This is a genomic window from Pseudomonas sp. DTU12.1 (assembly GCF_009873475.1).
GTDB lineage: Bacteria > Pseudomonadota > Gammaproteobacteria > Pseudomonadales > Pseudomonadaceae > Aquipseudomonas > Aquipseudomonas proteolytica.
On record NZ_CP045254.1, the window covers coordinates 4,727,156 to 4,750,981 of the forward strand.

Genomic DNA, 23,826 nt, shown 5'->3' on the forward strand with positions numbered 1-23,826 from the left:
GTTCCTGCTCGGGCACCGCACCTGTTGAGTCAGGCCACGGATAATGCAGGAGCTCGCGCGTAGAGTTCAACTCAGTCTGCTTTGTCGCCGCCCGCCAGATTCTTCTTGGCGCCGGTCTTGAAGTCGGTCTCGTACCAGCCGCTACCGCTCAGGCGAAAGCCCGGCATGGACAACATCTTTTTCAGCTCGGGCGCCCGGCAAGCGGGGCAATCGACCAACGGCGCGTCGCTGATCTTCTGAATGGCTTCCAATTGGTGACCACAGGAAGCGCATTGGTAATCGTACATGGGCATGGAGTATCTCGGCGATCACGTCACTGCTGCGCCACGCCCCGTACCAGCCGGGTGCGCAGCAAAGGGCGAGATTATATCCGTTAAATCGAGGCTGTGCAGCCGTAGCAACGTGCAGCGCACTATATAGAGAACCGCCCAGCCCCTGCACTACCGCGCAACCCGACTACATGAGGCCGGCCTGGCTTGTGGCCGATGCCTGCCCTTTAAGCGCATGAACCACACACACCACCCGGACCAGCCCGCTGAAATTCTTGACTCCGCCATAACGTAAATGCACTTCGCGATCCACGTACGACAGCAGCGCACTGATCGAGCAGGTATTGATCCTGGCAATCTCAGCAAGAATATTCCAATAGACTTCTTCAAGCCGCAGGCATGTCGAGAAACCATTTAATCGGACAGACCGCGACAATGGCCGCGCCAGCGCCATATCAAACCCTTTGACAAAGGGATCAATCTTGATCTTTTGAAAACCGGAAGTTTCCATCACACCATTACCCATACCACGCGACATACACTTGACACTCCCTTGCCAAACGGCTGTTGAATGAACTGCTCTTAGTTGCCGTTGAGCCTATAAAACATCAAGCAGCCACGAGCAGCCAGAAGACGGGGAGTCGGTGTGCGTAGGACAAGCCAACGTGAGTATCCGGAAGTGATCAGGCCAAGCCAGTGGCGCCTGCCAGGCACCACTGGCCCGTAGGGTTTATTTGCCTTCGAGCAGCGAGCGCAGCATCCAGGCGGTTTTCTCGTGGATCTGCATGCGCTGGGTCAGCAAGTCCGCGGTCGGCTCGTCGCTGACCTTATCAAGCAACGGGAAGATCCCGCGCGCCGTCCGGGTAACGGCTTCTTGCCCATCGACAAGTTGCTTGATCATGTTTTCAGCGCTGGGCACGCCTTCTTCTTCCTTGATCGAGGACAAACGGGCATAGATGGAATAAGCACCCGGCGCAGGAAAGCCCAGGGCACGAATACGCTCGGCAATGGAGTCAACTGCCAGCGCCAGCTCGTTGTATTGCTCTTCAAACATCAAGTGCAATGTACGGAATTGCGGCCCCGTGACGTTCCAATGAAAGTTATGGGTTTTCAGATAAAGTACATAGGTATCTGAAAGCAGCCGTGAAAGTCCGTCAACAATGGATTTACGATCTTCTTCACTGATACCGATATCGATTGCCATGTCTATTCCCTTCAATTGATGAAAATTCATTGATCAGGTGCTTACCCACTCTAGCAAGAGTACTCGCCTTGCGCAGCCCTGGTGCCGCAGCAGGCCTGCGGCAAATCGCCGTGTTACAGCGCGCGTAACCACGAGCGGCAAGGCGTGGCGTGGCAAAAAGCAGCCTGACCTGTCTAGGACAAGGGTTTGCCGCACAAATGCCATGATCTTCGCAACGCCTTGAAACGCTTGATTTGAGAAGGCACAGGCTTTGCTGTTAAATAGGCAGCGTGTCGCCACCGCTATTTCCTGCGGCAAGCGGCATAGGCTGATAACCGCGCACGTGCCCAACGCCTCCCATTGTTCAGAAGCGAACCGTGCCAGTCAGCTCTTCCTTGTGATCCGTCTTAACGTGAGTTAATCAAAATGTTGAAAATCGTCCACCTGCTAACGGGCGCTGCAGCTTTGCTGCTGTCCTTTATCCCGAGCCTGCAACCAGAAAGCCTGCCGTACCTGCAACAACACGACGCGCTGTACCTGGCTCTGTTCGGCCTTCTCAACCTGACGCTGGCGCCAGTGATTCCCTACTGGAACAAAGGCACACGCCATCAACTGCAAAACCTGGTCAGCGCATTGCTGGTACTGACTGTCGTCGTACAAACCCTCACCCTCCTGGCCCCCATGCCTGAAGTCGGCGGCCATCCAGCCATCCTGCTCAGCCTGGCCATCGCTGTGGTCGCTATCGTTCTTCACCTGGCCATCAGCTTCTACCGTTCGTCTGCTCCGGCCACTTCGCAAAACTACGACATGACCAACCGGGATACCGGGACCGTCAAATGGTTCAACACCTCCAAAGGCTTCGGCTTTATTTCCCGGGACTCGGGCGACGATATCTTCGTCCACTTCCGGGCTATTCGCGGCGAAGGCCATCGCGTTCTGGTAGAAGGCCAGCGCGTGGAGTTTTCCGTCATGAACCGTGACAAAGGCCTGCAAGCTGAAGACGTGATCGCCGCCCTGCCGCGTCGCTGATTCAGACCAGGTCCGAAAAAAAACCGCGATGCAGTTGAAACTGCATCGCGGTTTTTTATGGCTGCAAGTTTTCCCCTGCCCTCAATAATGAGGCGGCGGCGCCTCCTCCTCGGAGGATTCGAACTGCCCGCCCATTTCTTCCTGACGCTTGAGCAAGGCAGCCATCTGCAATTGCAGGCGCTCTACCACACGCTGCTGGGCAACCAGGATGTCATTCAATGTCTCGATGGTGTCGTCCTGGAAAGCCAGGCGGCTCTCAAGGTCCATCACGCGGTCTTGCAGGTCCATGGTTCAATCCTGGGCAAAAGTGAATTCGGGCGGCATCAACTCCCGCAGGCGGGCTCGAATCAGCGCTACCTGGTCGTCGGAATAAGGTACCGCCGGGTGCCTGCCCCAGACCGGTGCGGGCCAGGCCGCATCGTCGCGCTTGCGCACAATCACGTGCACATGCAGCTGGTTGACCACGTTACCCAGCGCACCGATGTTCATCTTATCGGCGCCGAATCCGTCATTGAGCAGTTGCGCCAACGTGGTGGTTTCGTGCCACAACCGGGACTGGTCGCCAGCATCAAGCTGGAACACTTCGCTGATACCGGCAATGCGCGGCACCAGGATAAGCCAGAGGTAGTTAGAGTCGTTGGACAGCAGCAGCCGGCACAGGGGGAATTCCCCGATGGGCAAGGTGTCGTTTTGCAGACGTGGATCCAAGGCGAACACCGCAGGCACTCCGTTCGGCTAGTCAGTTTCAGGCGCCCAGCATACCTGCGAATGACGGCTGCTTCACGGGGCAATCGCCGCACATCCAATGGGCAATCTGCCGACCGCAAGCCAACGCACCAAAATGAGTCTTTTATGCCCCGCATCGGGCAGGGCCTATCCGCCGATTACTCACTGCGCAGGGTGAACCGGTAACATTTCTGACGGAAACGTATTTTCACCCGTTCGAAATCCCGCACAACCAACGCCCCGAATTCCAAAAAAAACCACGAAAAAGCCCCGCATCCAGGCGGTTTTCACAGACTCAACACATTTTTCACGAAAAAATTACATCTACCTGGCAGTTTGAGCACGCTTGTTGCATTCACTCCCATATCGTCGACAACGGCACCTGCCAGGAAGGCGGTGTTTCACGATAAAAAGAACAGTGAGTCAATACACAAACAGGAAGTTTTAAAACTTTGAACAGGGTACTTTGCACCTCTGTCCAGGGTATTAAAAACAGTATTGAAGTTGTCAGTCTGGCTACAAACAGACTGTAGATTTGCGACATGGATCTAGCAATTTACGACAGCCTCGTAAAGAAGCTGAAAGGACAGATGTGCAAGTATCGCCAATTATTGCCAGCGTGCTATAAGTTTGCGCTGTCACAAAAAAGAAAGAGCCGCCCAGACAAAAATACAGGTGGGACGGCAGTACTCTTCCTAAAACCAAAGGAGCAAATCACGATGCGCGTGATGAAGTGGAGCATGATCGCCCTCGCTGTTTCAGCAGGCACCTCACAGTTCGCAATGGCGTCCGCCCAAGATGATGCCAAGGGCTTTGTCGAAGACAGTACGTTCAGCATCAATACCCGCACCCTGTACTTCAGCCGAGATAACCGCAACAACAAGTCGGGTACGAGCTACACCCGGGAAACCGGCCTGGGCTTCAACGGTTTGTACCAGTCGGGTTTCACCCAGGGCACCATCGGTGTGGGTGTTGACGTTATCGGCCTGCTGGGCGTGAAACTGGACAGCGGCAGAGGCCGTAATGGCACCGGCCTGTTCCCGGAAGGTTCGGATGGCCGCTCAGAGGATGAATACTCCAAGGGCGGCGGCGCCATCAAGTTCCGCCTCTCCAATACCGTGCTGAAAGTCGGCGACCAGTACACCACCGCACCGGTATTCGCATCCGACGACAGTCGCTTGCTGCCAGAGCTGCCACAAGGTATCTCGATCGTCAGTAACGAGATCAAGGACCTCAAGCTGGAAGCCGGCCACTTCACTTCCAGCGTTGCCCAGGCGCAAACCTTCAAGGACAGTATCCTCGACTTCCCTGAAACCTCCCGAGGCATCAAGCAAGCCAATTTCGTGGGCGGCACCTACGGTTGGACGCCTGAGTTCACCACCAGCCTCTACTACTCGAAAGTCGAAGACTACTGGCGCAAATACTACGCCAACGTCAACTGGACCCACGCTCTGAGCGATGACCAGTCGGTAGCCGTAGACTTCAACATCTACGACACCAAGAGCGAAGGTGCCGGCCTGCAACGCGCCGCCAAAGACGACGTGACCAAACTCGACAACCGCGCGTTCAGCTTGCAGGGTGCCTACACCATCGGTGCACACACCTTCACCCTGGCTGCACAGAAGGTTACCGGTGACGGCGATTACGGCTACGGCATCGATGGCGGCGGTACAGTGTTCCTGGCCAACTCCGTGGCCCGTTCCGACTTCAACGCCGAAGGCGAGAAATCCTTCAAGGCCCGTTATGACATCGACATGGCCACCTTCGGTGTACCTGGCCTGAGCTTCCTGGCTGCGTATGTCACTGGTAGCGGCGCCAACACCGCCTCGACCTCGAACGGCAAAGAGTGGGAACGCGACCTTGAAGCCAAGTACGTGATCCAGAGCGGCCCGGCCAAAGACCTGAGCCTGCGTATTCGCCAAGCGACTTATCGTTCGTCTGATGGTGTTTACTACGGTTCGGCGTCCATCGACGAACTGCGTCTGATCGCGCAATACCCGCTGAACATCTTGTAATCAAAGATGCCCGAGGGCTTCGGCTCTTAATGAAAAAGCCGCTCACTTTTAACCAGTGAGCGGCTTTTTTATTACACTTTTATTTCTGCGACCTTGATAACTAGCAAGCTAACTATCAAGTTTATTGCCGAGACGAAACCTGACTCTTCAGCCAAGTTAAATCCCTGTACCCGTTTATTTGGCAGGCGCTTCTTGCATCACGCGAATAACACGCTGCGGGAACGGGATATCAATTCCAGCCGCTTTCAAACGGTCACGCGCCAGTTCATTGAACATGAACATCACATCCCAATAATCCGCCGTCTTGGTCCATACGCGCAGGGAAACAGTGATTGAACTGTCGCCCAGGGTCGAAACCACAGCGACCGGCTCTGGGTCCGCCAGAACCCGTGGGTCCTTGGCCAGTTCCAGCAGCACTGCGCGGGCTTTCTGCAGGTCGGCTTCGTAGTCGACACCCACATCAAACACCACCTTGCGGGTTGGCTGGCGGTTGGTGTTGGTGATGATGCCGTTGGACAAGATGCCGTTAGGCACGATGACCGTCTTGTTGTCGCCGGTACGGATCACCGTGTGGAAGATCTGGATGCTATCGACGGTGCCCGCCGTGCCCTGGGCTTCGATCCAGTCACCGATACGGAACGGACGGAACAGCAGGATCAGCACGCCACCGGCGAAGTTGGCCAGGCTGCCTTGCAACGCCAGGCCAATGGCCAGGGTCGCGGCACCAATCGCGGCAACAAACGAAGTGGTTTCGACGCCAATCATCGAGGCCACGCTGACGATCAGCATCACCTTGAGCACGATGTTCGCAAGGCTGGTCACGAAGCCCTGCAACGCCAGGTCGGCATTGCGCAGGGCCAGCAGGCGCCCAACCTTGTGGGTCAGCTTGTTGATCAGCCACCAGCCAATGGCCAGGGTCAATACCGCCAGCAGCACCCGGCTGCCGTATTCCATGATCATCGGGACCCAGGCTTGGGAAGCCTTGATCAAATGATCCACTTCAGCATTCAAGTCCATCTAGATTCTCCTGTTTACCACTGCATATATAGGTCGCCACAGCAATTGAGCCCCGAAGGGCTCAATCGTTTCTGCAGGTGCTGGGGCGTGGGACGTCGAAAAGCCCCGCGGGTTCCCCAAAACCGGGTCAGTCGCGGAAGTTATTGAACTGCAGCGGCATATCGAAGGTCTTGGCGCGCAGGGCGGCAATCGCGTCCTGCAAGTCGTCGCGCTTCTTGCCGGTGATACGCACCTGCTCGCCCTGGATCGCGGCCTGGACCTTGAGTTTGGCATCCTTGACGTGAGCGACGATTTTCTTCGCCAGCTCCTTGTCGATACCTTCCTTGAGCATCGCTTCCTGCTTCATCAACTTGCCCGACGCATAGGCCTCCTTGACTTCAAGGCACTGCACATCGATCTTGCGCTTGACCAGGGCCAGCTTGAGGATCTCGATCATCGCTTCCAGTTGGAAGTCGGCTTCAGCGGTCAGGTTGACCGTCAGTTCCTTTTCCTTGAACTCGAAGCTGCCTTTGCCTTTCAAGTCATAACGACGGTCCAGCTCCTTGACGGCGTTCTCGACGGCGTTGGTGACTTCGTGCTTGTCCAGTTCAGATACCACGTCGAACGACGGCATGTAGTTTCTCCAATAAAAAAGGGGCGCGGCTCAGTAGAGATGGAGCGCGCCTGGCTTGCGGGTAAAATGCCGGGGCATTATAACGATTCTTTACCCTGAGCTGCTTGGCTCACCCAAAGGCCGACGGAGCAAAATTGATGTCCACCACCTGGCATGTCCTCGGCGCCGGCAGTCTCGGTACGTTATGGGCCGCACGCCTGGCCCGTGCAGGCTTGCCTGTCACACTGATCCTGCGCGACCAGGCACGCTTGGCCCGCTATCGGACAACGCCCGGGCTGACCTTGATCGAGCAGGGGCATGCCCAGTCGTACCCGGTTAGTGCACAAACATCCGACAGCCCCGAGCCGATTGATCGCCTGCTGGTCGCGTGTAAAGCCTACGACGCACCTGGCGCCGTCGCACAGCTGGCCCGACGCCTGACACCCAATGCCGAGGTGATCCTGCTGCAAAATGGCCTGGGCAGCCAGGATGCGGTTGCTGCGCAACTGCCCCAGGCCCGGTGTATCTTCGCCTCCAGCACCGAGGGTGCGTTTCGCCAGAGCGATGGCAGTGTGGTTTTCGCCGGCCATGGCTTTACCTGGCTCGGTGACACTACCCATCCCACGGCGCCGCTGTGGCTGGACGACTTGGAGGCCGCCGGCATTCCCCACCAGTGGAGCACCGATATCCTCACGCGCCTCTGGCGAAAACTGGCACTCAACTGTGCGATCAATCCACTGACCGTGCTCTATCAATGCCGCAATGGCGTGCTACAGCAGCACCAATGCGAAGTAGCGACCCTGTGTACCGAACTCGCCGAACTGCTGGAGTACTGCGGCCAGCCAGCGGCGGCGCAGGACCTGCAGACCGAAGTGGCGCGGGTGATCCAGGCGACGGCAGCGAATTTTTCGTCGATGTACCAGGATGTGGCCAGCGGCCGACGCACTGAAATCCGCTACCTGCTCGGCCATGCCTGCCAGGCGGCCTTGCGCCATCGCCTGAGCCTGCCGCACCTGCAACAACTGCATGTGCGCCTGGCCGGCTACCTGGACGCACGCGGATTGCCCAGCGACTGAAGCACGCGCTACCCTGCCCACTTGATCCTTGCCTGCGAACAACCTGATGCCACTGCGCCAGCGTCTCGAAAATCTCCCCGTTGGGCAGAAACTGCTGGCGGCCCTGCTGGTACTGCTGACCACCGTGCTGCTGGTGGCCAACCTGACCTTTATCAGCGCCGCCTACTGGATCTCCCAGGAAAGCATGGCCCCCCAGGCCCTGCAGGCAATTGGCCGACTGGTTTCCAATCCAGCCCTCGCCGCGCAAGCCCTGGACTCTCCCGCCAAGGCCGACGCCCTGCTCAACGAGCTGACCAGTTACTCGCCACTGCGCGCGGCGGCCCTCTACGACGGCGAAGGCAGCCGCCTGGCGCAGTTGCAACACGGTGACCGCCTGCAATTGCCGGCGCACTATCGTGACATCGAAGCCTGGCGGGTCACCGAGTTTCGCAGCAATCAAATCATCACCCTGCCCCGCCCCGGCCTGCCCTCGGGGCACCTGCTGCTGGTGGCCAGCAGCGAACTGCCGGTGGCCTTCTACACCGGCACCCTGACCGCCAGCCTCGGCATCCTGGTTTTCAGCATCCTGCTGTGGATGGTGATCGCCCGGCAGATCAAGCGCCTGATTACCCGGCCCATCCACGAGCTGGAAGAGTTGTCGCGCCAGGTCACCCGCGAGGAGAACTACGCGCTGCGAGCCGGTCGCGGCAACCATGACGAAATCGGCAGCCTGGCCGAAGCGTTCAATACCATGCTGTCACGCATCGAAGCCCGCGAGCAGCAACTCAAGCGCGCGCGGGACGACTCCCAGGCCGCCTATGACCAGGCCCAGGGCCTGGCCGAGGAAACGCGCCATACCAACCGCAAGCTGGAACTGGAAGTCCAGGTGCGCAGCAAAATCGAGAAAAAACTCACCGGGTTCCAGAATTATCTCAACAGCATCATCGACTCCATGCCCTCTGCCTTGATCGCCCTGGACGAGCAGCTTTACGTTACCCAATGGAACCAGGAAGCCAGCGCCCTTTCCGGCACACGCTTGGACCAAGCGCTGAACCAGCCAATCTTCCTCGCCTTCGAACCGCTCAAGCCCTACCTGCCCCAACTCAAGGCCACGGTGGAGCAACATACGGTGGAGCGCATCGAGCGCGTCACCTGGATCAAGGACGACGAGCCCAAGCACTACGCCCTGACCTTTTACCCGCTGATGGGCGGTGCCGGGCGCGGGGTGGTGATCCGCATCGATGACATCACCCAGCGCCTGTCCCTGGAAGAAATGATGGTGCAGTCAGAGAAGATGCTGTCCGTCGGCGGGCTGGCCGCCGGCATGGCCCACGAAATCAACAACCCCCTGGGGGCGATCCTGCACAACGTGCAGAACATCCGCCGACGCCTATCGACAGACCTGCCGAAAAACCTGGAGCACGCCGAGCAGGTGGGCGTGGAACTGGAAACGGTGAACCGTTACCTGCAAAGCCGCGAAGTACCGCAACTGCTCGACGGTATCCAGCAAGCCGGGGCCCGCGCGGCGAAAATCGTCACCCATATGCTCAGTTTCAGCCGCCGCAGCAACCGCCAGATGGCGCCTTGCGACCTGCCAGCCCTGATCGATCAGGCCGTGGAGATCGCCGGCAATGACTTCGACCTGGCGATCGGCTTCGACTTCAAGGGCCAGGCGATCATTCGCCAGTTCGACCCAACGCTGGGCCCGGTGCCCGGCACCGCCAACGAGCTGGAGCAGGTACTGCTCAACCTGCTGAAAAACGCCGCCCAGGCCATCCACCTGCGCGAAGACGACAGCGAGCCAGGGCGCATCATCCTGCGCACCCGGCTCAACCCGCCCTGGGCCGAGATCCAGGTGGAAGACAATGGCATCGGCATGAGTGAGAGCGTACGCAAACGCACGTTCGAGCCGTTCTTCACCACCAAGGAAATCGGCCAGGGCACGGGGCTGGGCTTGTCGGTCTCGTACTTCATCATCACCAACAATCACAAGGGCCAGATGGAGGTTCACTCCACCCTTGGCCAGGGCACCTGCTTTACCTTGCGCCTGCCGTTGGCCGGCAGCCAGCTTGCCCCCCTCGAACTGACTCAACTGGAGCACTGACCATGGGCTTTCGCCTGTCGAAAATTTACACCCGTACCGGCGACAAAGGCGAAACCGGCCTGGGTGACGGTCGCCGCGTCCCCAAGGATCACCCCCGGGTGGAAGCCATCGGCGAAGTGGACAGCCTCAACAGCCAATTGGGCCTGCTGTTGGCCGGGCTCGAGGAGCAAAGCGGCCAGCATCCTGCGTTGAAGGATGTGGTCGAAGTACTGACACCTTGCCAGCACCGGCTGTTTGACTTGGGTGGCGAGTTGGCAATGCCGGTCTACAAGGCACTGAATGCAGGCGAAGTGGACCGCTTGGAAGCCGCGATCGATCGCTGGAATGAAGAGGTAGGGCCTTTGGAAAACTTCATCCTGCCCGGCGGTTCGGCGCTGATCGCCCAGACCCACGTATGCCGCAGCCTGGCCCGCAGCGCCGAGCGCCGCTGCCAGCAGTTGAATGCACTGGAGCCGTTGGAAGGCGTGGGATTGGCGTATATCAATCGCCTATCGGATTTGCTGTTTGTCGCAGCGCGAGTAATTGCCAGGCGCCAGGGGGTTGCGGAGATTTTGTGGCAGGCGGCGGCTAAGCCGCACTGAGGTTTTGTAGAGCTTTATCGGGCCTCATCGCAGGCAAGCCAGCTCCCACATTTGAATGTACTCACCAATCAAATGTGGGAGCTGGCTTGCCTGCGATGGGGCCATCACTGACGACTCAAACCTCAGGCCAGAACGCCCGAATCCCCGCCACACCCTGTGCTCCGTTCTGCCAGGCCTTCTCCCGCTCGTCAGGCCCAACCCCACCCAACAGAAACACAGGCTTGCTGAAGCCCTTGATCAACTGCGCGGCCTCTTCCCAACCCAAAGGTTGAGCATCAGGATGAGTCTGGGTCGGCTGCACCGGCGACAGAGTGACAAAGTCCACGTCCATCAATTCGGCCAATGCCAGCTCCTCGGCATTGTGGCAAGACGCCGCCAACCAGCGATCCTTGGGCAATGGCCGGCCTTTGCTGGCGTATTTGCGCAGTTGCGCCGAAGTCATGTGCCAGCCCGCCGCCGGGAAATCACCGAGCCATTCAAACGGCCCCTTGAGCATCAACTGTGCCTTGCCGGCACACAACCCCACGGCATCCACCGCCAGGTCGCGGTACTTGGGGTCGTAGCCATTGGGTGCGCGCAATTGGATCAGCTTGATGCCGCCGGCAATGGCTTTCTGGATACCGCGCAACAACACTGGGGTTTCCAGTTCACCTGGGGTGATCAGGTAGTCAGCGGGCAAGCGCGCGGCAGCGACGATTGGCGCGTTGGCGGCTGGAAACTCGTAGTTCTGCAAGTCCCGTGGCGCCACCCATTCGAGGGGTTGCCCTTCTGCGCCATGGGGCTCGCCGGTAAACGCCGAGACCTCCCAGACATCCAGCAACACCTGCTTGTCCGGGTAATCATGCTGCACCTGGATCAACGGCCGCGCCGTGGTGACCTGGATACCCAGTTCCTCCTGCAGCTCTCGGCCCAGTGCGGTGAAAACCGATTCATCGGCCTCCACCTTGCCTCCGGGAAATTCCCAGAGGCCGCCCTGGTGCTGGGTATCTGCACGACGCGCCAGCAAAATCCGGCCATCGATACCGCGAATAACTGCGGCTGCTACATGAACTCGTTTCACGGTATTACGTCCTCTAAGCCGGCGTCTGCCGGGGCATTGCCAATGCCCCGGGCAGGTATCAAGTGCGGTATTCGGCGTTGATTTTCACGTATTCGTGGGACAGGTCGGTGGTCCAGATGGTTTCGCTGCACTCACCGCGTCCCAGTTCGATGCGAATGGTGATTTCTTCCTGCTGCATCACCGCCGAGCCCTGGGCTTCGGTGTAGGTTTCGGCACGGGCGCCACGGCTGGCGATGCACACATCACCGAGGAACACGTCGATCTTGCTCACGTCCAGGTTCGGCACGCCGGCACGACCCACCGCTGCGAGGATCCGGCCCCAGTTCGGGTCGGAGGCAAACAGCGCGGTCTTGATCAGCGGCGAGTGGGCCACGGTGTAGCCGACATCCAGGCATTCCTGGTGATTGCCGCCGCCATTGACTTCAACGGTGACGAACTTGGTCGCGCCTTCGCCATCACGCACGATGGCCTGGGCCACTTCCATGCACACTTCAAATACTGCCTGCTTCAACGCCGCGAACAGCGGGCCGTTGGAGGAGGTGATTTCCGGTAGGTTGGCTTTACCGGTGGCAATCAACATGCAGCAGTCGTTGGTCGAAGTGTCGCCGTCGATGGTGATGCGGTTGAACGACTTGTTGGCGCCATCGAGCATCAGGTTCTGCAGCACATCGCGGGAGACTTTGGCGTCAGTGGCGATGTAGCCGAGCATGGTCGCCATGTTCGGGCGGATCATGCCCGCACCTTTGCTGATGCCGGTCACGGTGACAGTCACGCCTTCATGCACGAACTGGCGGCTGGCGCCCTTGGGCAGAGTGTCGGTGGTCATGATCCCGGTGGCCGCGGCCGCCCAGTTATCCACCGACAGGTCGTCCAGCGCGGCCTGCAGGGCGCCTTCGATTTTTTCCACGGGCAACGGCTCGCCGATCACCCCGGTGGAGTACGGCAGCACCTGGCTGGCGTCCACCCCGGTCAACTCCGCCAGCTTGGCGCAAGTGCGCGCAGCCGCAGCCAGGCCAGGCTCGCCGGTACCGGCGTTGGCATTGCCGGTGTTGGTCAGCAAGTAGCGCACCGGGCCTTCGACACGTTGCTTGGCGAGGATCACGGGGGCTGCGCAAAACGCGTTCAGGGTGAACACGCCAGCGATGGTCGAGCCTTCGGCACAGCGCATCACTACCACGTCCTTGCGCCCGGGGCGCTTGATACCGGCCGAAGCGATACCGAGTTCAAAACCGGCAACCGGGTGCAACGTGGGCAAAGGACCAAGACCAACAGCCATGAATGCGCTCCTTAACGATGTGATGTCTGCACCGTCGTCGTCGACGGTGAATAAATGGCAAAACGCCGCGACGGCTGATGCCGGTCGCGGCGCGGGGTATTGCAGCGTCAGGCAAAAATCTTAGTTGATTTCGCCATGGCAGTGTTTGAACTTCTTGCCCGAACCGCACCAGCATGGCTCGTTGCGACCCAGCTTCTGCTCGTTGCGCACAGGAGCCTGGGCCAGGGCCACATCGACCTCTTCACCCAACACTTCCGGCGACTCAAGGCCCGGCGCTTCGTCATGCTGGAACTGCATGCGCGCGGCCAGGGCTTCGGCTTCCTGGCGCAGGCGGGCTTCTTCTTCGATCGGGTCTTCGCGACGCACCTGAACGTGGGACAACACACGAATCGAATCGCGCTTGATCGAATCCAGCAACTCGGAGAACAGCGTGAACGACTCGCGCTTGTACTCCTGCTTCGGGTTCTTCTGGGCGTAGCCACGCAGGTGGATACCGTGGCGCAGGTGGTCCATGGTCGACAGGTGGTCTTTCCACAGGTCGTCCAGCACACGCAGAACGATTTGCTTCTCGAAGGTGCGCAGTGCTTCGGCACTGGCTTGCTCTTCTTTCTCGTTGTACGCGGCCAGCAGTTCGGCCATCAGTTTTTCGCGCAGGGTTTCTTCGTACAGGTGATCGTCTTCGTCGAGCCATTGCTGGACCGGCAGGTCGACACCGAAGTCGCTCTTCAACGCAGCTTCCAGGCCTGCAACATCCCACTGCTCAGGCAGCGACTGTGGCGGGATATGGGCGCTGACGGTGGCGTTGAGCACGTCCTGGCGGAAGTCGGCAATGGTTTCGCCAATGTTGTCGGCGGCCAGCAACGTGTTACGCATGTGATAAATCACTTTACGCTGTTCGTTGTTGACGTCATCGAACTCCAGCAGTTGCTTACGAATATCGAAGTTGCGGCCTTCGACCTTGCGCTGGGCCTTTTCGATGGCGTTGGTCACCATGCGATGCTCGATCGCTTCGCCAGACTGCATGCCCAGGGCCTTCATGAAGTTCTTCACCCGGTCAGAGGCGAAGATGCGCATCAGGCTGTCTTCCAGGGACAGGTAGAAACGGCTGGAACCGGCGTCGCCCTGGCGACCGGCACGGCCACGCAGCTGGTTGTCGATACGGCGCGATTCGTGACGCTCGGACGCGATCACCTGCAAACCACCGGATTCCAGCACCGCCTGGTGGCGCTTCTGCCAGTCGGCCTTGATCTGGGCGATCTGCTCAGGCGTCGGGTTGTCCAGGGATGCCACTTCCACTTCCCAGTTACCGCCCAACAGAATGTCGGTACCACGACCGGCCATGTTGGTAGCGATGGTCAGTGCGCCTGGGCGACCGGCCTGGGCAATGATCTCGGCTTCTTTTTCGTGGAACTTGGCGTTGAGGACCTTGTGCTCGATACCTTCCTTGTTGAGCAGGTTCGACATGTGCTCGGAGGTTTCGATGGTTGCAGTACCCACCAGGACCGGACGGCCTTGGGCCATGCATTCCTTGATGTCGGCAACGATTGCAGCGTATTTCTCGTCGGCGGTCAGGAACACCAGGTCGTTGTAGTCTTTACGCGCCAGCGGCTTGTTCGGCGGGATCACCATCACCGACAGACCGTAGATCTGGTGGAATTCGAACGCTTCGGTGTCAGCAGTACCGGTCATGCCGGACAGCTTGTTGTACAAGCGGAAGTAGTTCTGGAAGGTGGTCGAGGCCAGCGTCTGGCTCTCGGCCTGGATGTTGAGCACTTCCTTGGCTTCGATGGCCTGGTGCAGGCCTTCGGACAAACGACGACCGGGCATGGTACGGCCGGTGTGTTCGTCGACCAGCACGACCTGGCCGTCCTGGACAATGTATTCGACGTTGCGATGGAACAGCTTGTGGGCGCGCAGGCCGGCATACACGTGGGTCAACAGGCCCAGGTTGTGTGCCGAGTACAGGCTTTCGCCTTCAGCCAGCAGGCCGATCTGGGTCAGCATCTCTTCGACGAACTGGTGACCGGCTTCGTTAAGCTCGACCTGGCGGGTCTTCTCGTCGATGGAGTAATGACCTTCTTTGGTCACGACGCCTTCCACTTCCTCGATATGTTGCTCAAGGCGCGGGATCAGCTTGTTGATTTCGGTGTACAGGCGCGAGCTGTCCTCGGCCTGGCCGGAGATGATCAGCGGAGTACGGGCTTCGTCGATGAGAATGGAGTCGACTTCGTCGATCACGGCAAAGTTGAGTTCACGCTGGAATTTTTCTTCCATGCTGAACGCCATGTTGTCGCGCAGGTAGTCGAAACCGAATTCGTTGTTGGTGCCGTAGGTGATGTCGGCGGCGTAGGCGGCACGCTTCTCTTCCGGCGGCTGGAACGGCGTTACCACGCCGACGGTCAGGCCGAGAAATTCATACAGCGGGCGCATCCAGTTGGCGTCCCGGCGAGCCAGGTAGTCGTTCACCGTCACAACGTGCACGCCCTTGCCGGACAGTGCGTTGAGGTAAACGCCCAGGGTTGCCACCAGGGTCTTGCCTTCACCGGTGCGCATTTCGGCAATCATGCCTTCATGCAAGGTCATGCCGCCGATCAACTGGACGTCGAAGTGGCGCATACCCATTACACGCTTACCGGCTTCGCGGGCGACCGCAAAGGCTTCGGGCAGCAGTTTGTCGAGGGTTTCACCTTTGGCTATGCGGGCCTTGAACTCTTCGGTCTTGGCGCGCAATTGCTCGTCCGACAAAGCAACCATCTGCTCTTCGAAGGCATTGACCAGCTGCACCGTCTTGAGCATGCGTTTGACTTCGCGCTCATTCTTGCTTCCAAAAAGTTTCTTTAACAAAGGCGCAAACATATCGGCAGGTTCTTCCACACATTAGGGATGAAGGGGCGCCCCGTAAGTCGCCCGAGCAGCCCTCACGGCCGCATGCGAACGAGCATTCTACCCGGAAACGAGGGTGAGGAAAGTGGCGTTGTTCCACGATGCAGGCACAGCGTTCCGGGAGGGCTTGTTTAAAATAAGGGCTTTTTGCTGACTTTCAACCCATTGGAGCGAGAAGTTACTTATTGATTTAATGGATAAACTGCTGACAAAGCAATGACCACAGTGCCGCACACGCTTTCTGCTACCATGGCGGCTCTGTTACCTAAGGTGTCTAGACCATGGCATTTCGCCCTCTTACGGCCCGAGCTCCCGCCGTGCTGCTGCGCGAAGCCAAGCCTTTAAAAGCCATCTTCGGCCATGCCCAGCGCCTTGGCCACCTGCAACGCCTGCTGGAAAGCCAACTGCAACCGGCGGCCCGCGAGCACTGCCATGTAGCATCGTGGCGTGACGGTACGCTGCTGCTGATTGTCACAGATGGGCATTGGGCCACCCGCCTGCGCTATCAGCAAAAACGCTTGCAGCGCCAGCTCCAGGCGTTTGAGGTCTTTGAGAGCCTGCTGCGCATCCAGTTCAAGGTCCAGCCTCCAACCGTGCAGCAAGGTGCGGTGGGGCATACCATGGATTTGTCGGTGAATGCCGCCGAAACCATCCAGGCGACAGCGGACGGCATTACCGATCCGAAGCTGCGCGCGGCGCTGGAGCGGTTGGCCGCTCACGCCAAGCCCAAAACCTGAGAGCGGCACAACCTAATGTAGGAGCGAGCTTGCTCGCGATTGCGAGAGGTCAGTCGATACAGGTATCGACTGAAACTCCCTCATCGCGGGCAAGCCCGCTCCTACAGTTGATTCCATCTGCCGTAAGAACTACTTACGCTTGCTACCGCCCAGCAAAGAACCCAACAGCCCGCGCACTAATTGGCGGCCCATCTGATTGGCAGCCTGCTGCATCGCCGACTTCAACGCCTTGCCCGCTGTAGTTCCCAGGAACGCCCCGGCCTTGTCGGTGAAACTCGGCTCTTCTGCGGCAGGCGCAGCACCCGCCTCCGGCCCCAGTTCCTTGCGCGCCATCAGCACTTCATAGGCCGACTCACGATCGACCGGCTTGTCGTAGCGCCCCAAGAGCGACGAACTGCCGATCAAGGCCGTGCGCTCAGCGGCGGTCAATGGCCCGATCCGCGATTGCGGCGGCGCTACCAGCACCCGCTGGACCACCTCGGGCGTGCCTTTTTCCTGCAGCGTGCCCACCAGCGCCTCACCGGTACCCAGCTCGGTCAACACCGCCAGTGCATCGAATGCCGGATTCGGCCGAAAACCATCCGCCACCGCCCGCAGGGATTTCTGTTCCTTGGTGGTGAATGCCCGCAAGCCATGCTGGATACGCAAACCCAATTGGGCCAGCACGTTGTCCGGCAGATCGCCCGGCGACTGGGTGACAAAATACACACCCACCCCTTTCGAACGAATCAGCCGCACCACTTGCTCCAGACGGTCCTGCAAAGCCTTGGGCGTATCGGCAAACAGCAGATGCGCCTCGTCGAAAAACAGTGCCAGCAACGGCTTGTCGGCATCCCCGCGTTCCGGCAACTGCTCGAACAACTCCGCCAACAACCACAACAGGAACGTCGCATAGACCTTGGGCGACTCGTGCACCAGGCGGCTGGCGTCCAGCAGATGAATGCGCCCTCGCCCATCGCTGGCCGGTTGCAAAATATCTTCCAGCTGCAGCGCCGGCTCACCGAACAAAGCTTCGGCGCCCTGCTGTTCGAGCACGGCCAAGCGCCGCAGCAAGGCCTGGCTGGAGCCGGTGGTCATCAGGGCGGCGTCATCGCCCAGCAGTTCGGGGTGGAACTTGAGGTGGTTGAGCAGAGCCTTGAGGTCCTTGAGGTCCAGCAGCAGCAAGCCTTCGCGATCCGCCACTTTAAAGGCCGCATACAACGTCGACTGCTGGCTGTCGGTCAGTTCCAATAGACTGCCCAGCAGCAACGGGCCCATTTCGCTCAAGGTTGTGCGAAGCGGATGACCGGACTGACCATGGATATCCCACAGCGTTACCGGATAAGCCTTAGGCGCGTAATTCAGGAACGGCATACCGGCAATACGCTCGGCCACCTTGCCCTGGGGGTTGCCTGCGGCGCCGAGGCCACACAGGTCACCCTTGATATCGGCGGCGAACACTGCGACGCCAGCATCACTGAACGCCTCCGCCAGCCGCTGCAGCGTCACAGTCTTGCCCGTGCCGGTGGCACCCGCGATCAAGCCATGGCGATTAGCCAGGCGCATGGCCTGGGCGATGGGCTGACCTTCGAGATCTGCGCCAATAAGAAGTTGCGAGGAGTCAGACATTTTGTCACCCATGGTTAATCTTTAGCGCTGCACGGTCGATACAGACAAAGCGAGAGACCCAAAAAGTCTAAAAAAGTTAGACCGGATAATTCCTGCAGGAGCAGATGGAAATATCACACTTTATTTAATGCTGCCATTTGCGCGTCTGCATAAAAGACGCGCCTCGGACACTAAGACCTTAGCGGACACGACGAGCCATGAATAAAAATCTGCGCTTCAGCCACAAAATCCTGCTTGCAGCCGCCCTTATCGTCATTGCCGCATTTGCGTTGTTCACGTTGTACAACGACTACCTGCAACGAAACGCAATTCGCGACGACCTCGACAGCTACCTGCATGAAATGGGCAGCGTGACTGCCAGCAATACCCAGAGTTGGCTGGCCGGGCGCATCGTCCTGGTGGAAAACGCCGCCCAGAACATCGCCATCAACTCCGAACCGGCCGTGGTTGCCAGCCTGCTGGAGCAGAAAGCCCTGACGTCATCGTTCATGGCCACCTATCTGGGCGACAGCCAAGGCGGCTTCACCATTCGCCCCGATGCGAAGATGCCCGACGGCTTCGATCCCCGCGTGCGCCCCTGGTACAAAGGTGCCCAGACCAGCAACGGCTCGACCCTGACCGAACCTTATATCGATGCAGCCACCGGCCAGTTGATCATTTCCATCGCCACCCCCAGCAGCAAGGCTGGGCAAAGTGTCGGTGTGGTCGGCGGCGACCTGAGCCTGCAAACCCTGGTGGACAACATCGGCGCGCTGAGCTTCGGCGGCATGGGCTACGCGTTCCTGGTCAGTGCCGACGGCAAGATCCTGGTACACCCGGATAAAAGCCTGGTGATGAAGACCCTGGGCGAGGCGTACCCGAACCAGGCCATCAAGATCAGTGCCGACTTCAGCGAAATCGAGGTTGATGGCAAAACCCGCATTGTCACCTTCGCTCCGATCAAGGGTTTGCCGTCGGTGAACTGGTATATCGGTCTGTCGGTAGATAAAGACAAATCCTTCGCCATGCTCAGCGAATTCCGCACATCGGCCATCATTGCCACCGTGATAGCCGTAGCGATCATCATCGCGCTGCTAGGCATGCTGATCCGTGTGCTGATGCAGCCTCTGTATGTAATGACCCGCGCCATGGAAGACATCGCCGATGGCGAAGGCGACCTGACGCGCCGCCTGACTATCCAGAACCATGACGAATTCGGCATCCTCGGCAAAGCCTTCAACCGCTTTGTGGAGCGGATTCATACCTCGATTCGCGAAGTGTCTTCCGCCACCGGCCAGGTCAATGAAGTGGCACTGCGCGTGGTCAGCGCCTCCAACTCGTCGATGGTCAATTCCGACGAGCAGGCCAACCGCACCAACAGCGTCGCGGCGGCAATCAACCAGTTGGGCGCCGCCGCCCAGGAAATCGCCCGTAACGCCGCCCAGGCCTCGCACCAGGCCAGCGATGCACGGCACCTGGCCGAAGATGGCCAGCAAGTGGTGGAGCGCAATATCAAGGCCATGACACAGCTGTCCGAAATGATCAGCGCCTCGAGCAGCAATATCGAGGCGCTCAACAGTAAGACGGTGAATATCGGGCAGATTCTCGAAGTGATCACCAGTATTTCCCAGCAAACCAACCTGCTGGCGCTCAACGCCGCCATTGAGGCTGCGCGCGCCGGGGAAGCCGGCCGTGGGTTTGCGGTGGTGGCAGACGAGGTGCGCAACCTGGCCCATCGCACGCAAGAATCGGCGCAACAGGTGCAAAAGATGATCGAGGAGCTGCAAGTCGGCGCTCGGGACTCGGTCAGCACCATGAGCGAAAGCCAGCGCCATAGCCTCGACAGCGTAGAAATCGCCAACCTGGCAGGTGAACGCCTGAGCAGCGTGACCCAGCGTATCGGTGAAATCGACGGCATGAACCAATCGGTGGCTACCGCGACCGAGGAGCAGACCTCGGTGGTTGAATCGATCAACATCGATATCACCGAAATCAATACGCTCAACCAGGAAGGCGTGGAAAACCTGCAGTCCACCCTGCGCGCCTGCTCCGACCTTGAGCAGCAAGCGGCACGCCTGAAACAACTGGTGGGGAGTTTCCGTATCTAAACCGGAGTACAGCGCAAATCAACTGTAGGAGTTGGGGCTAGACCTCTCCTACATTCAACCTGCGTTGTTTCTGTCAGGGCCGGGCTTGTCGTGCGGCTCTGACTCTTCCTGCAACTGCTCCCACAACCGGGCGGCGCCGGGAAAATCCGTGCCGTCCTCGGCATCCAAGTCATCCGGGTCATAGCGGCTCAAACACCCTTCGCCCAAGGTAGCGGGCGCCTTGGACGTGGCTTTATCCAGGGGATCACTCATCGTTGGATCCTCATCGCTGACACAAATAAAAAGGGCCTGGGTGATTTAACGCCCAGGCCCTTTTTGCTTCAACTAAAAACAGTCGGTCAGAACACCACGGTCTTGTTGCCGTGCACCAGCACGCGGTCTTCCAGGTGATAGCGCAGGCCGCGGGCCAGGACCATCTTCTCGACGTCGCGGCCGAAGCGCACCATGTCTTCAATACTGTCGCTGTGGCTGACGCGCACCACGTCCTGTTCGATGATAGGACCGGCGTCCAGCTCCTCGGTGACATAGTGGCACGTTGCGCCGATCAGCTTCACGCCGCGCAGGGAGGCTTGGTGATACGGCTTGGCGCCGACAAACGACGGCAGGAAGCTGTGGTGAATGTTGATCACCTTGCCTGCATATTCGCGGCACAGCTCCGGCGGCAGGATCTGCATGTAGCGCGCCAGTACCACGACGTCCGCTTGATGCTGCTCGACCAGGCGCGAGACTTCGGTGAAGGCCGGCTGTTTGTTCTGCGAGTCGACCGGCACGTGGTAGTAAGGAATACCGTGCCACTCAACCATGCTGCGCAGGTCGTCGTGGTTGGAAATCACGCAGGCGATTTCGCAGTCCAGCTCATCGCTGTGCCAGCGGTGCAGCAGGTCCGCCAGGCAATGGGACTCGCGGCTGGCCATCAGCACCACACGTTTTTTCTGCTCGGTGTCGGTAATGCGCCATGTCATCGAAAACTCTTCGGCGATGGGCGCAAACGCCTCGCGAAATGCCTCAAGACCAAAGGGCAGCGTGTCGGCACGAATTTCGTGACGCATGAAAAACCAACCACTGAGATTGTCCGAGTGATGACTCGCTTCGGTGATCCAGCCGTTGTGAGAGGCCAGAAAGTTACTGACTTTAGCGACGATACCAACCCGATCCGGGCAGGCAATCACCAGACGAAAAGTGCGCATTAGGGGCAAACTCCAGAACTTCGCAAAGGCCGCCATTCTAGCGACACCGTAGAAAAACTGCAGTATTCCTCAACGCTTATTCGAGCGATTGCTGGCGGTATCCCTAAACAGCGTACGGTTTTTACCCCAGCACTATGTCAACACAAGCATCTGTTACCGCAATAAGCCAAGATCTAATGAGAATATCTTTAGCCGGTCGAGCGCACTAAATAATGCACTCAGCGTCTCTGACTACAAACGTTCAAAGTAAATTACATAAAACAGAGCTTAAATGTTTACTTGGGGAAACTGTCTGACTATTATTAGGCCACTATCCCTGTCCCTCAGCGCCCCGCATAAGGTAGTCCACATGTCCCTGATCAACGAATACCGTGCCACCGAAGAAGCTATCAAAGAGCTGCAAGCCCGTTTGAAGAATCTGTCCCAAGACGACAAACTGCAAACCGAGCTGGAATTCGAAGGCAAATTGCGCACCCTGATGGGTGAATACTCCAAATCCCTGCGTGACATCATCGCGCTGCTGGATCCGGAATCGAAAGTTAAAGCACCTCGCGGCGCAGTAAAAGTTACCGGCACCAAGCGCGCCCGTAAGGTCAAGCAATACAAAAACCCGCACAACGGTGAAGTGATTGAAACCAAAGGTGGCAATCACAAGACTCTGAAAGAGTGGAAAGCCAAGTGGGGCGGTGACGTGGTTGAAGGCTGGGCCACCCTGCTGGGCTAAGGCTCCCTGGGTCGTCACCTGATTCGCGACACAATAAAAAACGCCAGCTTGCTGGCGTTTTTTATTGCCCGCTGTTTATCAAGCGCTGATTACAGGCTCAGGCGCTGACGTAAAGCATCAGCATATTGCTGCCATTCATCCAGTACCTGACGCTGAAACGTTGTAGCACTAACGTCCAATTCAAGCCTGGCCATATTAAAACTCTCCAGGGTATTGGGTGCACCGTAATCCGCGTCTGACAAGCGTTGCTGACAGAATAGTTTCCAGCGTTGTTGCTCTTCGTCATCCAAGGTGTACGCAAAGTTACGGGCACGATAGCGAAACAATAATTCCGGCAAACGATGATCATCAAAAGGCCACTGCTGGCGTGCTAGTTGCGCAGGTTCGGCAGCCCGGACTTGTTCACATAAACGCCGATCCCGATCACCAATAAAACCATCGTAGAGCTGTTGTTCCGGATCGGCGGTTGCCGCGAAATCTTCTTCGGCATAAATCGCCGGCAATTTATCCCGCCAAAGTTCCTGTGCGTCAGTTAGCCGCAGCGCCCGGGCCTGATACTCACCCATGTCCAGATTCAAACGCTGCTGGTCTTGCGCCCGCAACACACTCAGCGGTGCGACCACCGGGCAGCGGTTGATGTGGACTAATTTGAGCGGCACCGGCAACTCGCCTTCAGCCAACTCATCGCGCCGGGTGTACAGACGCTGGCGCAGTGTTTCGGCATCCAGGTCCAGCAATCCCTGCGGGTCGAGCCCCAGGTCACAGACGATCAACGCGTTGCGATTGCGCGGATGCCACGCCAACGGCAGCACCACCCCCAGGTAATGGCGCTCGGCGGAAAAACGCCCGGAAATATGCACCATGGGCTGCAACAGGCGGATTTGATCCATGACCCGCTGTTTGCTACGCAGTTGAAACAGCCAGTCGTACAACTTCGGTTGTTTTTCCCGGACCAGGCGCGCCAATGCGATGGTGGCACGTACGTCGGCCAATGCCTCGTGGGCCTGGCCATGGTCGATCCCATTGGCCGCCGTCAGGCGCTCCAGCTTGAGGGTCACGCGCCCGTCCTGCTCGGGCCAGACGATGCCATCGGGCCGCAGCGCATAGGCCGTGCGCAGCACATCGATCAAATCCCAACGGCTGTTGCCGCCCTGCCATTCCCGGGCATAGGGGTCGAAGAAATTGCGATACAGGCTATAGCGGGTCATTTCATCGTCAAAGCGCAGGGTGTTATAGCCTGCGCCGCAGGTGCCGGGGGCCGCCAACTCGGCATGCACCCGCGTCATGAAGTCGGCTTCGGCCAGGCCTTTTTCCGCCAGTTGGCCGGGGGTAATGCCCGTGATCATGCACGCCGCGGGGTGCGGCAGGATATCGTCGCTGGGCTGGCAATAGAGGTTGACCGGCGGCCCTATCTCATTAAGGTCAAGGTCGGTGCGAATCCCGGCGACCTGCAGCGGACGGTCGCTGCGTGGGTTGATGCCAGTGGTTTCATAGTCGTACCAGAAGATCGAGGTCACGGGCTATTCCTGTGCTGAAGACCGACAAAGTCTAGGCGCTGGACGCCGCCCGGGGCCAGCGCCATGTGCACTGGATAAACATTCAGTGAAACCTTGGCGCATTTTCAGGTGTCACTTCCATCGACGACACTGCTAGCATCGGCCTCTCAATTTGCCGGCCGCCCCAGAGGGTTGCC

General features: G+C 58.8%; 22 protein-coding genes and 1 pseudogene. 9 read left to right on the forward strand and 14 right to left on the reverse strand.

Annotation, left to right across the window (positions count from 1 at the left end):
• Positions 1–71 precede the first annotated feature (71 nt).
• The 3 genes from GDV60_RS20880 to GDV60_RS20890 form a co-directional block, all read right to left on the reverse strand.
• Positions 72–293 (reverse strand): FmdB family zinc ribbon protein, encoded by a 222-nt coding sequence (locus GDV60_RS20880; protein ID WP_029300317.1) that lies wholly within the window; start codon positions 291–293, stop codon positions 72–74.
• 163 nt (positions 294–456) lie between these two features.
• The gene (locus tag GDV60_RS20885; RefSeq protein ID WP_029300318.1) at positions 457–807 is read right to left on the reverse strand and encodes a ribbon-helix-helix domain-containing protein; all 351 of its coding nucleotides are present in this window, start codon (positions 805–807) and stop codon (positions 457–459) included.
• Between the two features lie 192 nt (positions 808–999).
• Positions 1,000–1,473 (reverse strand): Dps family protein, encoded by a 474-nt coding sequence (locus GDV60_RS20890; RefSeq protein ID WP_029300319.1) that lies wholly within the window; start codon positions 1,471–1,473, stop codon positions 1,000–1,002.
• Between the two features lie 405 nt (positions 1,474–1,878).
• On the opposite strand from GDV60_RS20890, the gene GDV60_RS27030 reads away from it, so the two are divergent.
• Positions 1,879–2,481 (forward strand): cold-shock protein, encoded by a 603-nt coding sequence (locus GDV60_RS27030; protein WP_029300321.1) that lies wholly within the window; start codon positions 1,879–1,881, stop codon positions 2,479–2,481.
• Positions 2,482–2,562: 81 nt separating this feature from the next.
• Here GDV60_RS27030 and GDV60_RS20900 read toward each other — a convergent pair whose 3' ends face one another.
• Together GDV60_RS20900 and GDV60_RS20905 are read right to left on the reverse strand one after the other, a co-directional pair.
• Entirely contained in the window at positions 2,563–2,769 is a 207-nt protein-coding gene (locus GDV60_RS20900; RefSeq protein WP_159908624.1) for a SlyX family protein, read from the reverse strand.
• 3 nt (positions 2,770–2,772) lie between these two features.
• Positions 2,773–3,198: an HIT domain-containing protein gene (locus tag GDV60_RS20905; RefSeq protein ID WP_029300324.1), complete on the reverse strand. Its 426-nt coding sequence runs from the start codon at positions 3,196–3,198 to the stop codon at positions 2,773–2,775.
• Positions 3,199–3,926: 728 nt separating this feature from the next.
• Between GDV60_RS20905 and GDV60_RS20910 the strand changes: the two genes are divergently transcribed.
• Entirely contained in the window at positions 3,927–5,222 is a 1,296-nt protein-coding gene (locus tag GDV60_RS20910; protein WP_092237826.1) for an OprD family porin, read from the forward strand.
• A gap of 174 nt (positions 5,223–5,396) precedes the next feature.
• On the opposite strand, the gene GDV60_RS20915 is transcribed toward GDV60_RS20910, so the two are convergent.
• Both GDV60_RS20915 and GDV60_RS20920 read right to left on the reverse strand, forming a co-directional pair.
• On the reverse strand, positions 5,397–6,239 hold the full coding sequence (locus GDV60_RS20915; RefSeq protein WP_092237829.1) for a mechanosensitive ion channel family protein: 843 nt from the start codon (positions 6,237–6,239) through the stop codon (positions 5,397–5,399).
• 127 nt (positions 6,240–6,366) lie between these two features.
• Positions 6,367–6,852, reverse strand: a complete 486-nt coding sequence (locus GDV60_RS20920; protein WP_159908626.1) for a YajQ family cyclic di-GMP-binding protein — start codon at positions 6,850–6,852, stop codon at positions 6,367–6,369.
• 137 nt (positions 6,853–6,989) lie between these two features.
• Between GDV60_RS20920 and GDV60_RS20925 the strand changes: the two genes are divergently transcribed.
• From GDV60_RS20925 to GDV60_RS20935, 3 genes are read left to right on the forward strand one after another with little or no spacing between them, the layout of a single operon-like run.
• Positions 6,990–7,907 carry a putative 2-dehydropantoate 2-reductase gene (locus GDV60_RS20925; protein WP_159908628.1) on the forward strand — a complete coding sequence of 306 codons (918 nt, stop codon included), beginning with the start codon at positions 6,990–6,992 and terminating at the stop codon, positions 7,905–7,907.
• A gap of 46 nt (positions 7,908–7,953) precedes the next feature.
• A complete protein-coding gene (locus GDV60_RS20930; RefSeq protein WP_092237835.1) occupies positions 7,954–9,990 on the forward strand; it encodes an ATP-binding protein in 2,037 nt (678 codons plus the stop codon).
• Positions 9,991–9,992: 2 nt separating this feature from the next.
• The gene (locus tag GDV60_RS20935) at positions 9,993–10,571 is read left to right on the forward strand and encodes a cob(I)yrinic acid a,c-diamide adenosyltransferase (protein WP_159908630.1); all 579 of its coding nucleotides are present in this window, start codon (positions 9,993–9,995) and stop codon (positions 10,569–10,571) included.
• Between the two features lie 115 nt (positions 10,572–10,686).
• Here GDV60_RS20935 and GDV60_RS20940 read toward each other — a convergent pair whose 3' ends face one another.
• From GDV60_RS20940 to secA, 3 genes are all read right to left on the reverse strand, one after another.
• A complete protein-coding gene (locus GDV60_RS20940; protein ID WP_029295488.1) occupies positions 10,687–11,631 on the reverse strand; it encodes a Nudix family hydrolase in 945 nt (314 codons plus the stop codon).
• Positions 11,632–11,689: 58 nt separating this feature from the next.
• Entirely contained in the window at positions 11,690–12,907 is a 1,218-nt protein-coding gene (gene argJ, locus GDV60_RS20945) for a bifunctional glutamate N-acetyltransferase/amino-acid acetyltransferase ArgJ (protein WP_029295486.1), read from the reverse strand.
• Positions 12,908–13,027: 120 nt separating this feature from the next.
• Positions 13,028–15,763: a preprotein translocase subunit SecA gene (gene secA / locus GDV60_RS20950; protein WP_029295483.1), complete on the reverse strand. Its 2,736-nt coding sequence runs from the start codon at positions 15,761–15,763 to the stop codon at positions 13,028–13,030.
• A 308-nt stretch (positions 15,764–16,071) separates the two neighbouring features.
• Here secA and GDV60_RS20955 point away from each other — a divergent pair, with 308 nt between their 5' ends.
• A complete protein-coding gene (locus tag GDV60_RS20955) occupies positions 16,072–16,527 on the forward strand; it encodes a DUF721 domain-containing protein (RefSeq protein WP_029295480.1) in 456 nt (151 codons plus the stop codon).
• Positions 16,528–16,656: 129 nt separating this feature from the next.
• Here the strand turns inward: GDV60_RS20955 and GDV60_RS20960 are convergent, their stop codons facing one another.
• Entirely contained in the window at positions 16,657–18,135 is a 1,479-nt protein-coding gene (locus tag GDV60_RS20960; protein ID WP_029295478.1) for a helicase HerA-like domain-containing protein, read from the reverse strand.
• Between the two features lie 197 nt (positions 18,136–18,332).
• Between GDV60_RS20960 and GDV60_RS27185 the strand changes: the two are divergent.
• Both GDV60_RS27185 and GDV60_RS27190 read left to right on the forward strand, forming a co-directional pair.
• Positions 18,333–19,364: pseudogene (locus GDV60_RS27185) on the forward strand (cache domain-containing protein); the annotation flags it as partial.
• Positions 19,365–19,457: 93 nt separating this feature from the next.
• Positions 19,458–20,222: a methyl-accepting chemotaxis protein gene (locus tag GDV60_RS27190; protein ID WP_371923390.1), complete on the forward strand. Its 765-nt coding sequence runs from the start codon at positions 19,458–19,460 to the stop codon at positions 20,220–20,222.
• A gap of 54 nt (positions 20,223–20,276) precedes the next feature.
• On the opposite strand, the gene GDV60_RS20970 is transcribed toward GDV60_RS27190, so the two are convergent.
• Together GDV60_RS20970 and purU are read right to left on the reverse strand one after the other, a co-directional pair.
• The gene (locus GDV60_RS20970) at positions 20,277–20,474 is read right to left on the reverse strand and encodes a hypothetical protein (RefSeq protein WP_029295474.1); all 198 of its coding nucleotides are present in this window, start codon (positions 20,472–20,474) and stop codon (positions 20,277–20,279) included.
• Between the two features lie 86 nt (positions 20,475–20,560).
• Positions 20,561–21,409: a formyltetrahydrofolate deformylase gene (gene purU / locus GDV60_RS20975; RefSeq protein ID WP_029295472.1), complete on the reverse strand. Its 849-nt coding sequence runs from the start codon at positions 21,407–21,409 to the stop codon at positions 20,561–20,563.
• Between the two features lie 349 nt (positions 21,410–21,758).
• Between purU and mvaT the strand changes: the two genes are divergently transcribed.
• A complete protein-coding gene (mvaT, locus tag GDV60_RS20980) occupies positions 21,759–22,133 on the forward strand; it encodes a histone-like nucleoid-structuring protein MvaT (protein WP_029295469.1) in 375 nt (124 codons plus the stop codon).
• Between the two features lie 89 nt (positions 22,134–22,222).
• On the opposite strand, the gene sbcB is transcribed toward mvaT, so the two are convergent.
• Positions 22,223–23,650, reverse strand: coding sequence for an exodeoxyribonuclease I (sbcB, locus tag GDV60_RS20985; protein WP_104910792.1), 1,428 nt, complete (start codon positions 23,648–23,650; stop codon positions 22,223–22,225).
• Positions 23,651–23,826 lie beyond the last annotated feature (176 nt).

What these genes read in the sequence shown, in the direction of transcription:
- GDV60_RS20930 (WP_092237835.1), top strand. Translation starts at nt 7,954, where the DNA reads ATGCCACTGCGCCAGCGTCTCGAAAATCTCCCCGTTGGGCAGAAACTG.
- GDV60_RS20890 (WP_029300319.1), bottom strand. Translation starts at nt 1,473, where the DNA reads ATGGCAATCGATATCGGTATCAGTGAAGAAGATCGTAAATCCATTGTT.
- GDV60_RS20885 (WP_029300318.1), bottom strand. Translation starts at nt 807, where the DNA reads ATGTCGCGTGGTATGGGTAATGGTGTGATGGAAACTTCCGGTTTTCAA.
- mvaT (WP_029295469.1), top strand. Translation starts at nt 21,759, where the DNA reads ATGTCCCTGATCAACGAATACCGTGCCACCGAAGAAGCTATCAAAGAG.
- GDV60_RS20915 (WP_092237829.1), bottom strand. Translation starts at nt 6,239, where the DNA reads ATGGACTTGAATGCTGAAGTGGATCATTTGATCAAGGCTTCCCAAGCC.
- GDV60_RS20880 (WP_029300317.1), bottom strand. Translation starts at nt 293, where the DNA reads ATGCCCATGTACGATTACCAATGCGCTTCCTGTGGTCACCAATTGGAA.
- secA (WP_029295483.1), bottom strand. Translation starts at nt 15,763, where the DNA reads ATGTTTGCGCCTTTGTTAAAGAAACTTTTTGGAAGCAAGAATGAGCGC.
- purU (WP_029295472.1), bottom strand. Translation starts at nt 21,409, where the DNA reads ATGCGCACTTTTCGTCTGGTGATTGCCTGCCCGGATCGGGTTGGTATC.
- GDV60_RS20935 (WP_159908630.1), top strand. Translation starts at nt 9,993, where the DNA reads ATGGGCTTTCGCCTGTCGAAAATTTACACCCGTACCGGCGACAAAGGC.
- GDV60_RS20960 (WP_029295478.1), bottom strand. Translation starts at nt 18,135, where the DNA reads ATGTCTGACTCCTCGCAACTTCTTATTGGCGCAGATCTCGAAGGTCAG.
- GDV60_RS20910 (WP_092237826.1), top strand. Translation starts at nt 3,927, where the DNA reads ATGCGCGTGATGAAGTGGAGCATGATCGCCCTCGCTGTTTCAGCAGGC.
- GDV60_RS27190 (WP_371923390.1), top strand. Translation starts at nt 19,458, where the DNA reads ATGGTCAATTCCGACGAGCAGGCCAACCGCACCAACAGCGTCGCGGCG.
- GDV60_RS20970 (WP_029295474.1), bottom strand. Translation starts at nt 20,474, where the DNA reads ATGAGTGATCCCCTGGATAAAGCCACGTCCAAGGCGCCCGCTACCTTG.
- GDV60_RS20900 (WP_159908624.1), bottom strand. Translation starts at nt 2,769, where the DNA reads ATGGACCTGCAAGACCGCGTGATGGACCTTGAGAGCCGCCTGGCTTTC.
- argJ (WP_029295486.1), bottom strand. Translation starts at nt 12,907, where the DNA reads ATGGCTGTTGGTCTTGGTCCTTTGCCCACGTTGCACCCGGTTGCCGGT.
- GDV60_RS20925 (WP_159908628.1), top strand. Translation starts at nt 6,990, where the DNA reads ATGTCCACCACCTGGCATGTCCTCGGCGCCGGCAGTCTCGGTACGTTA.
- GDV60_RS27030 (WP_029300321.1), top strand. Translation starts at nt 1,879, where the DNA reads ATGTTGAAAATCGTCCACCTGCTAACGGGCGCTGCAGCTTTGCTGCTG.
- GDV60_RS20920 (WP_159908626.1), bottom strand. Translation starts at nt 6,852, where the DNA reads ATGCCGTCGTTCGACGTGGTATCTGAACTGGACAAGCACGAAGTCACC.
- GDV60_RS20955 (WP_029295480.1), top strand. Translation starts at nt 16,072, where the DNA reads ATGGCATTTCGCCCTCTTACGGCCCGAGCTCCCGCCGTGCTGCTGCGC.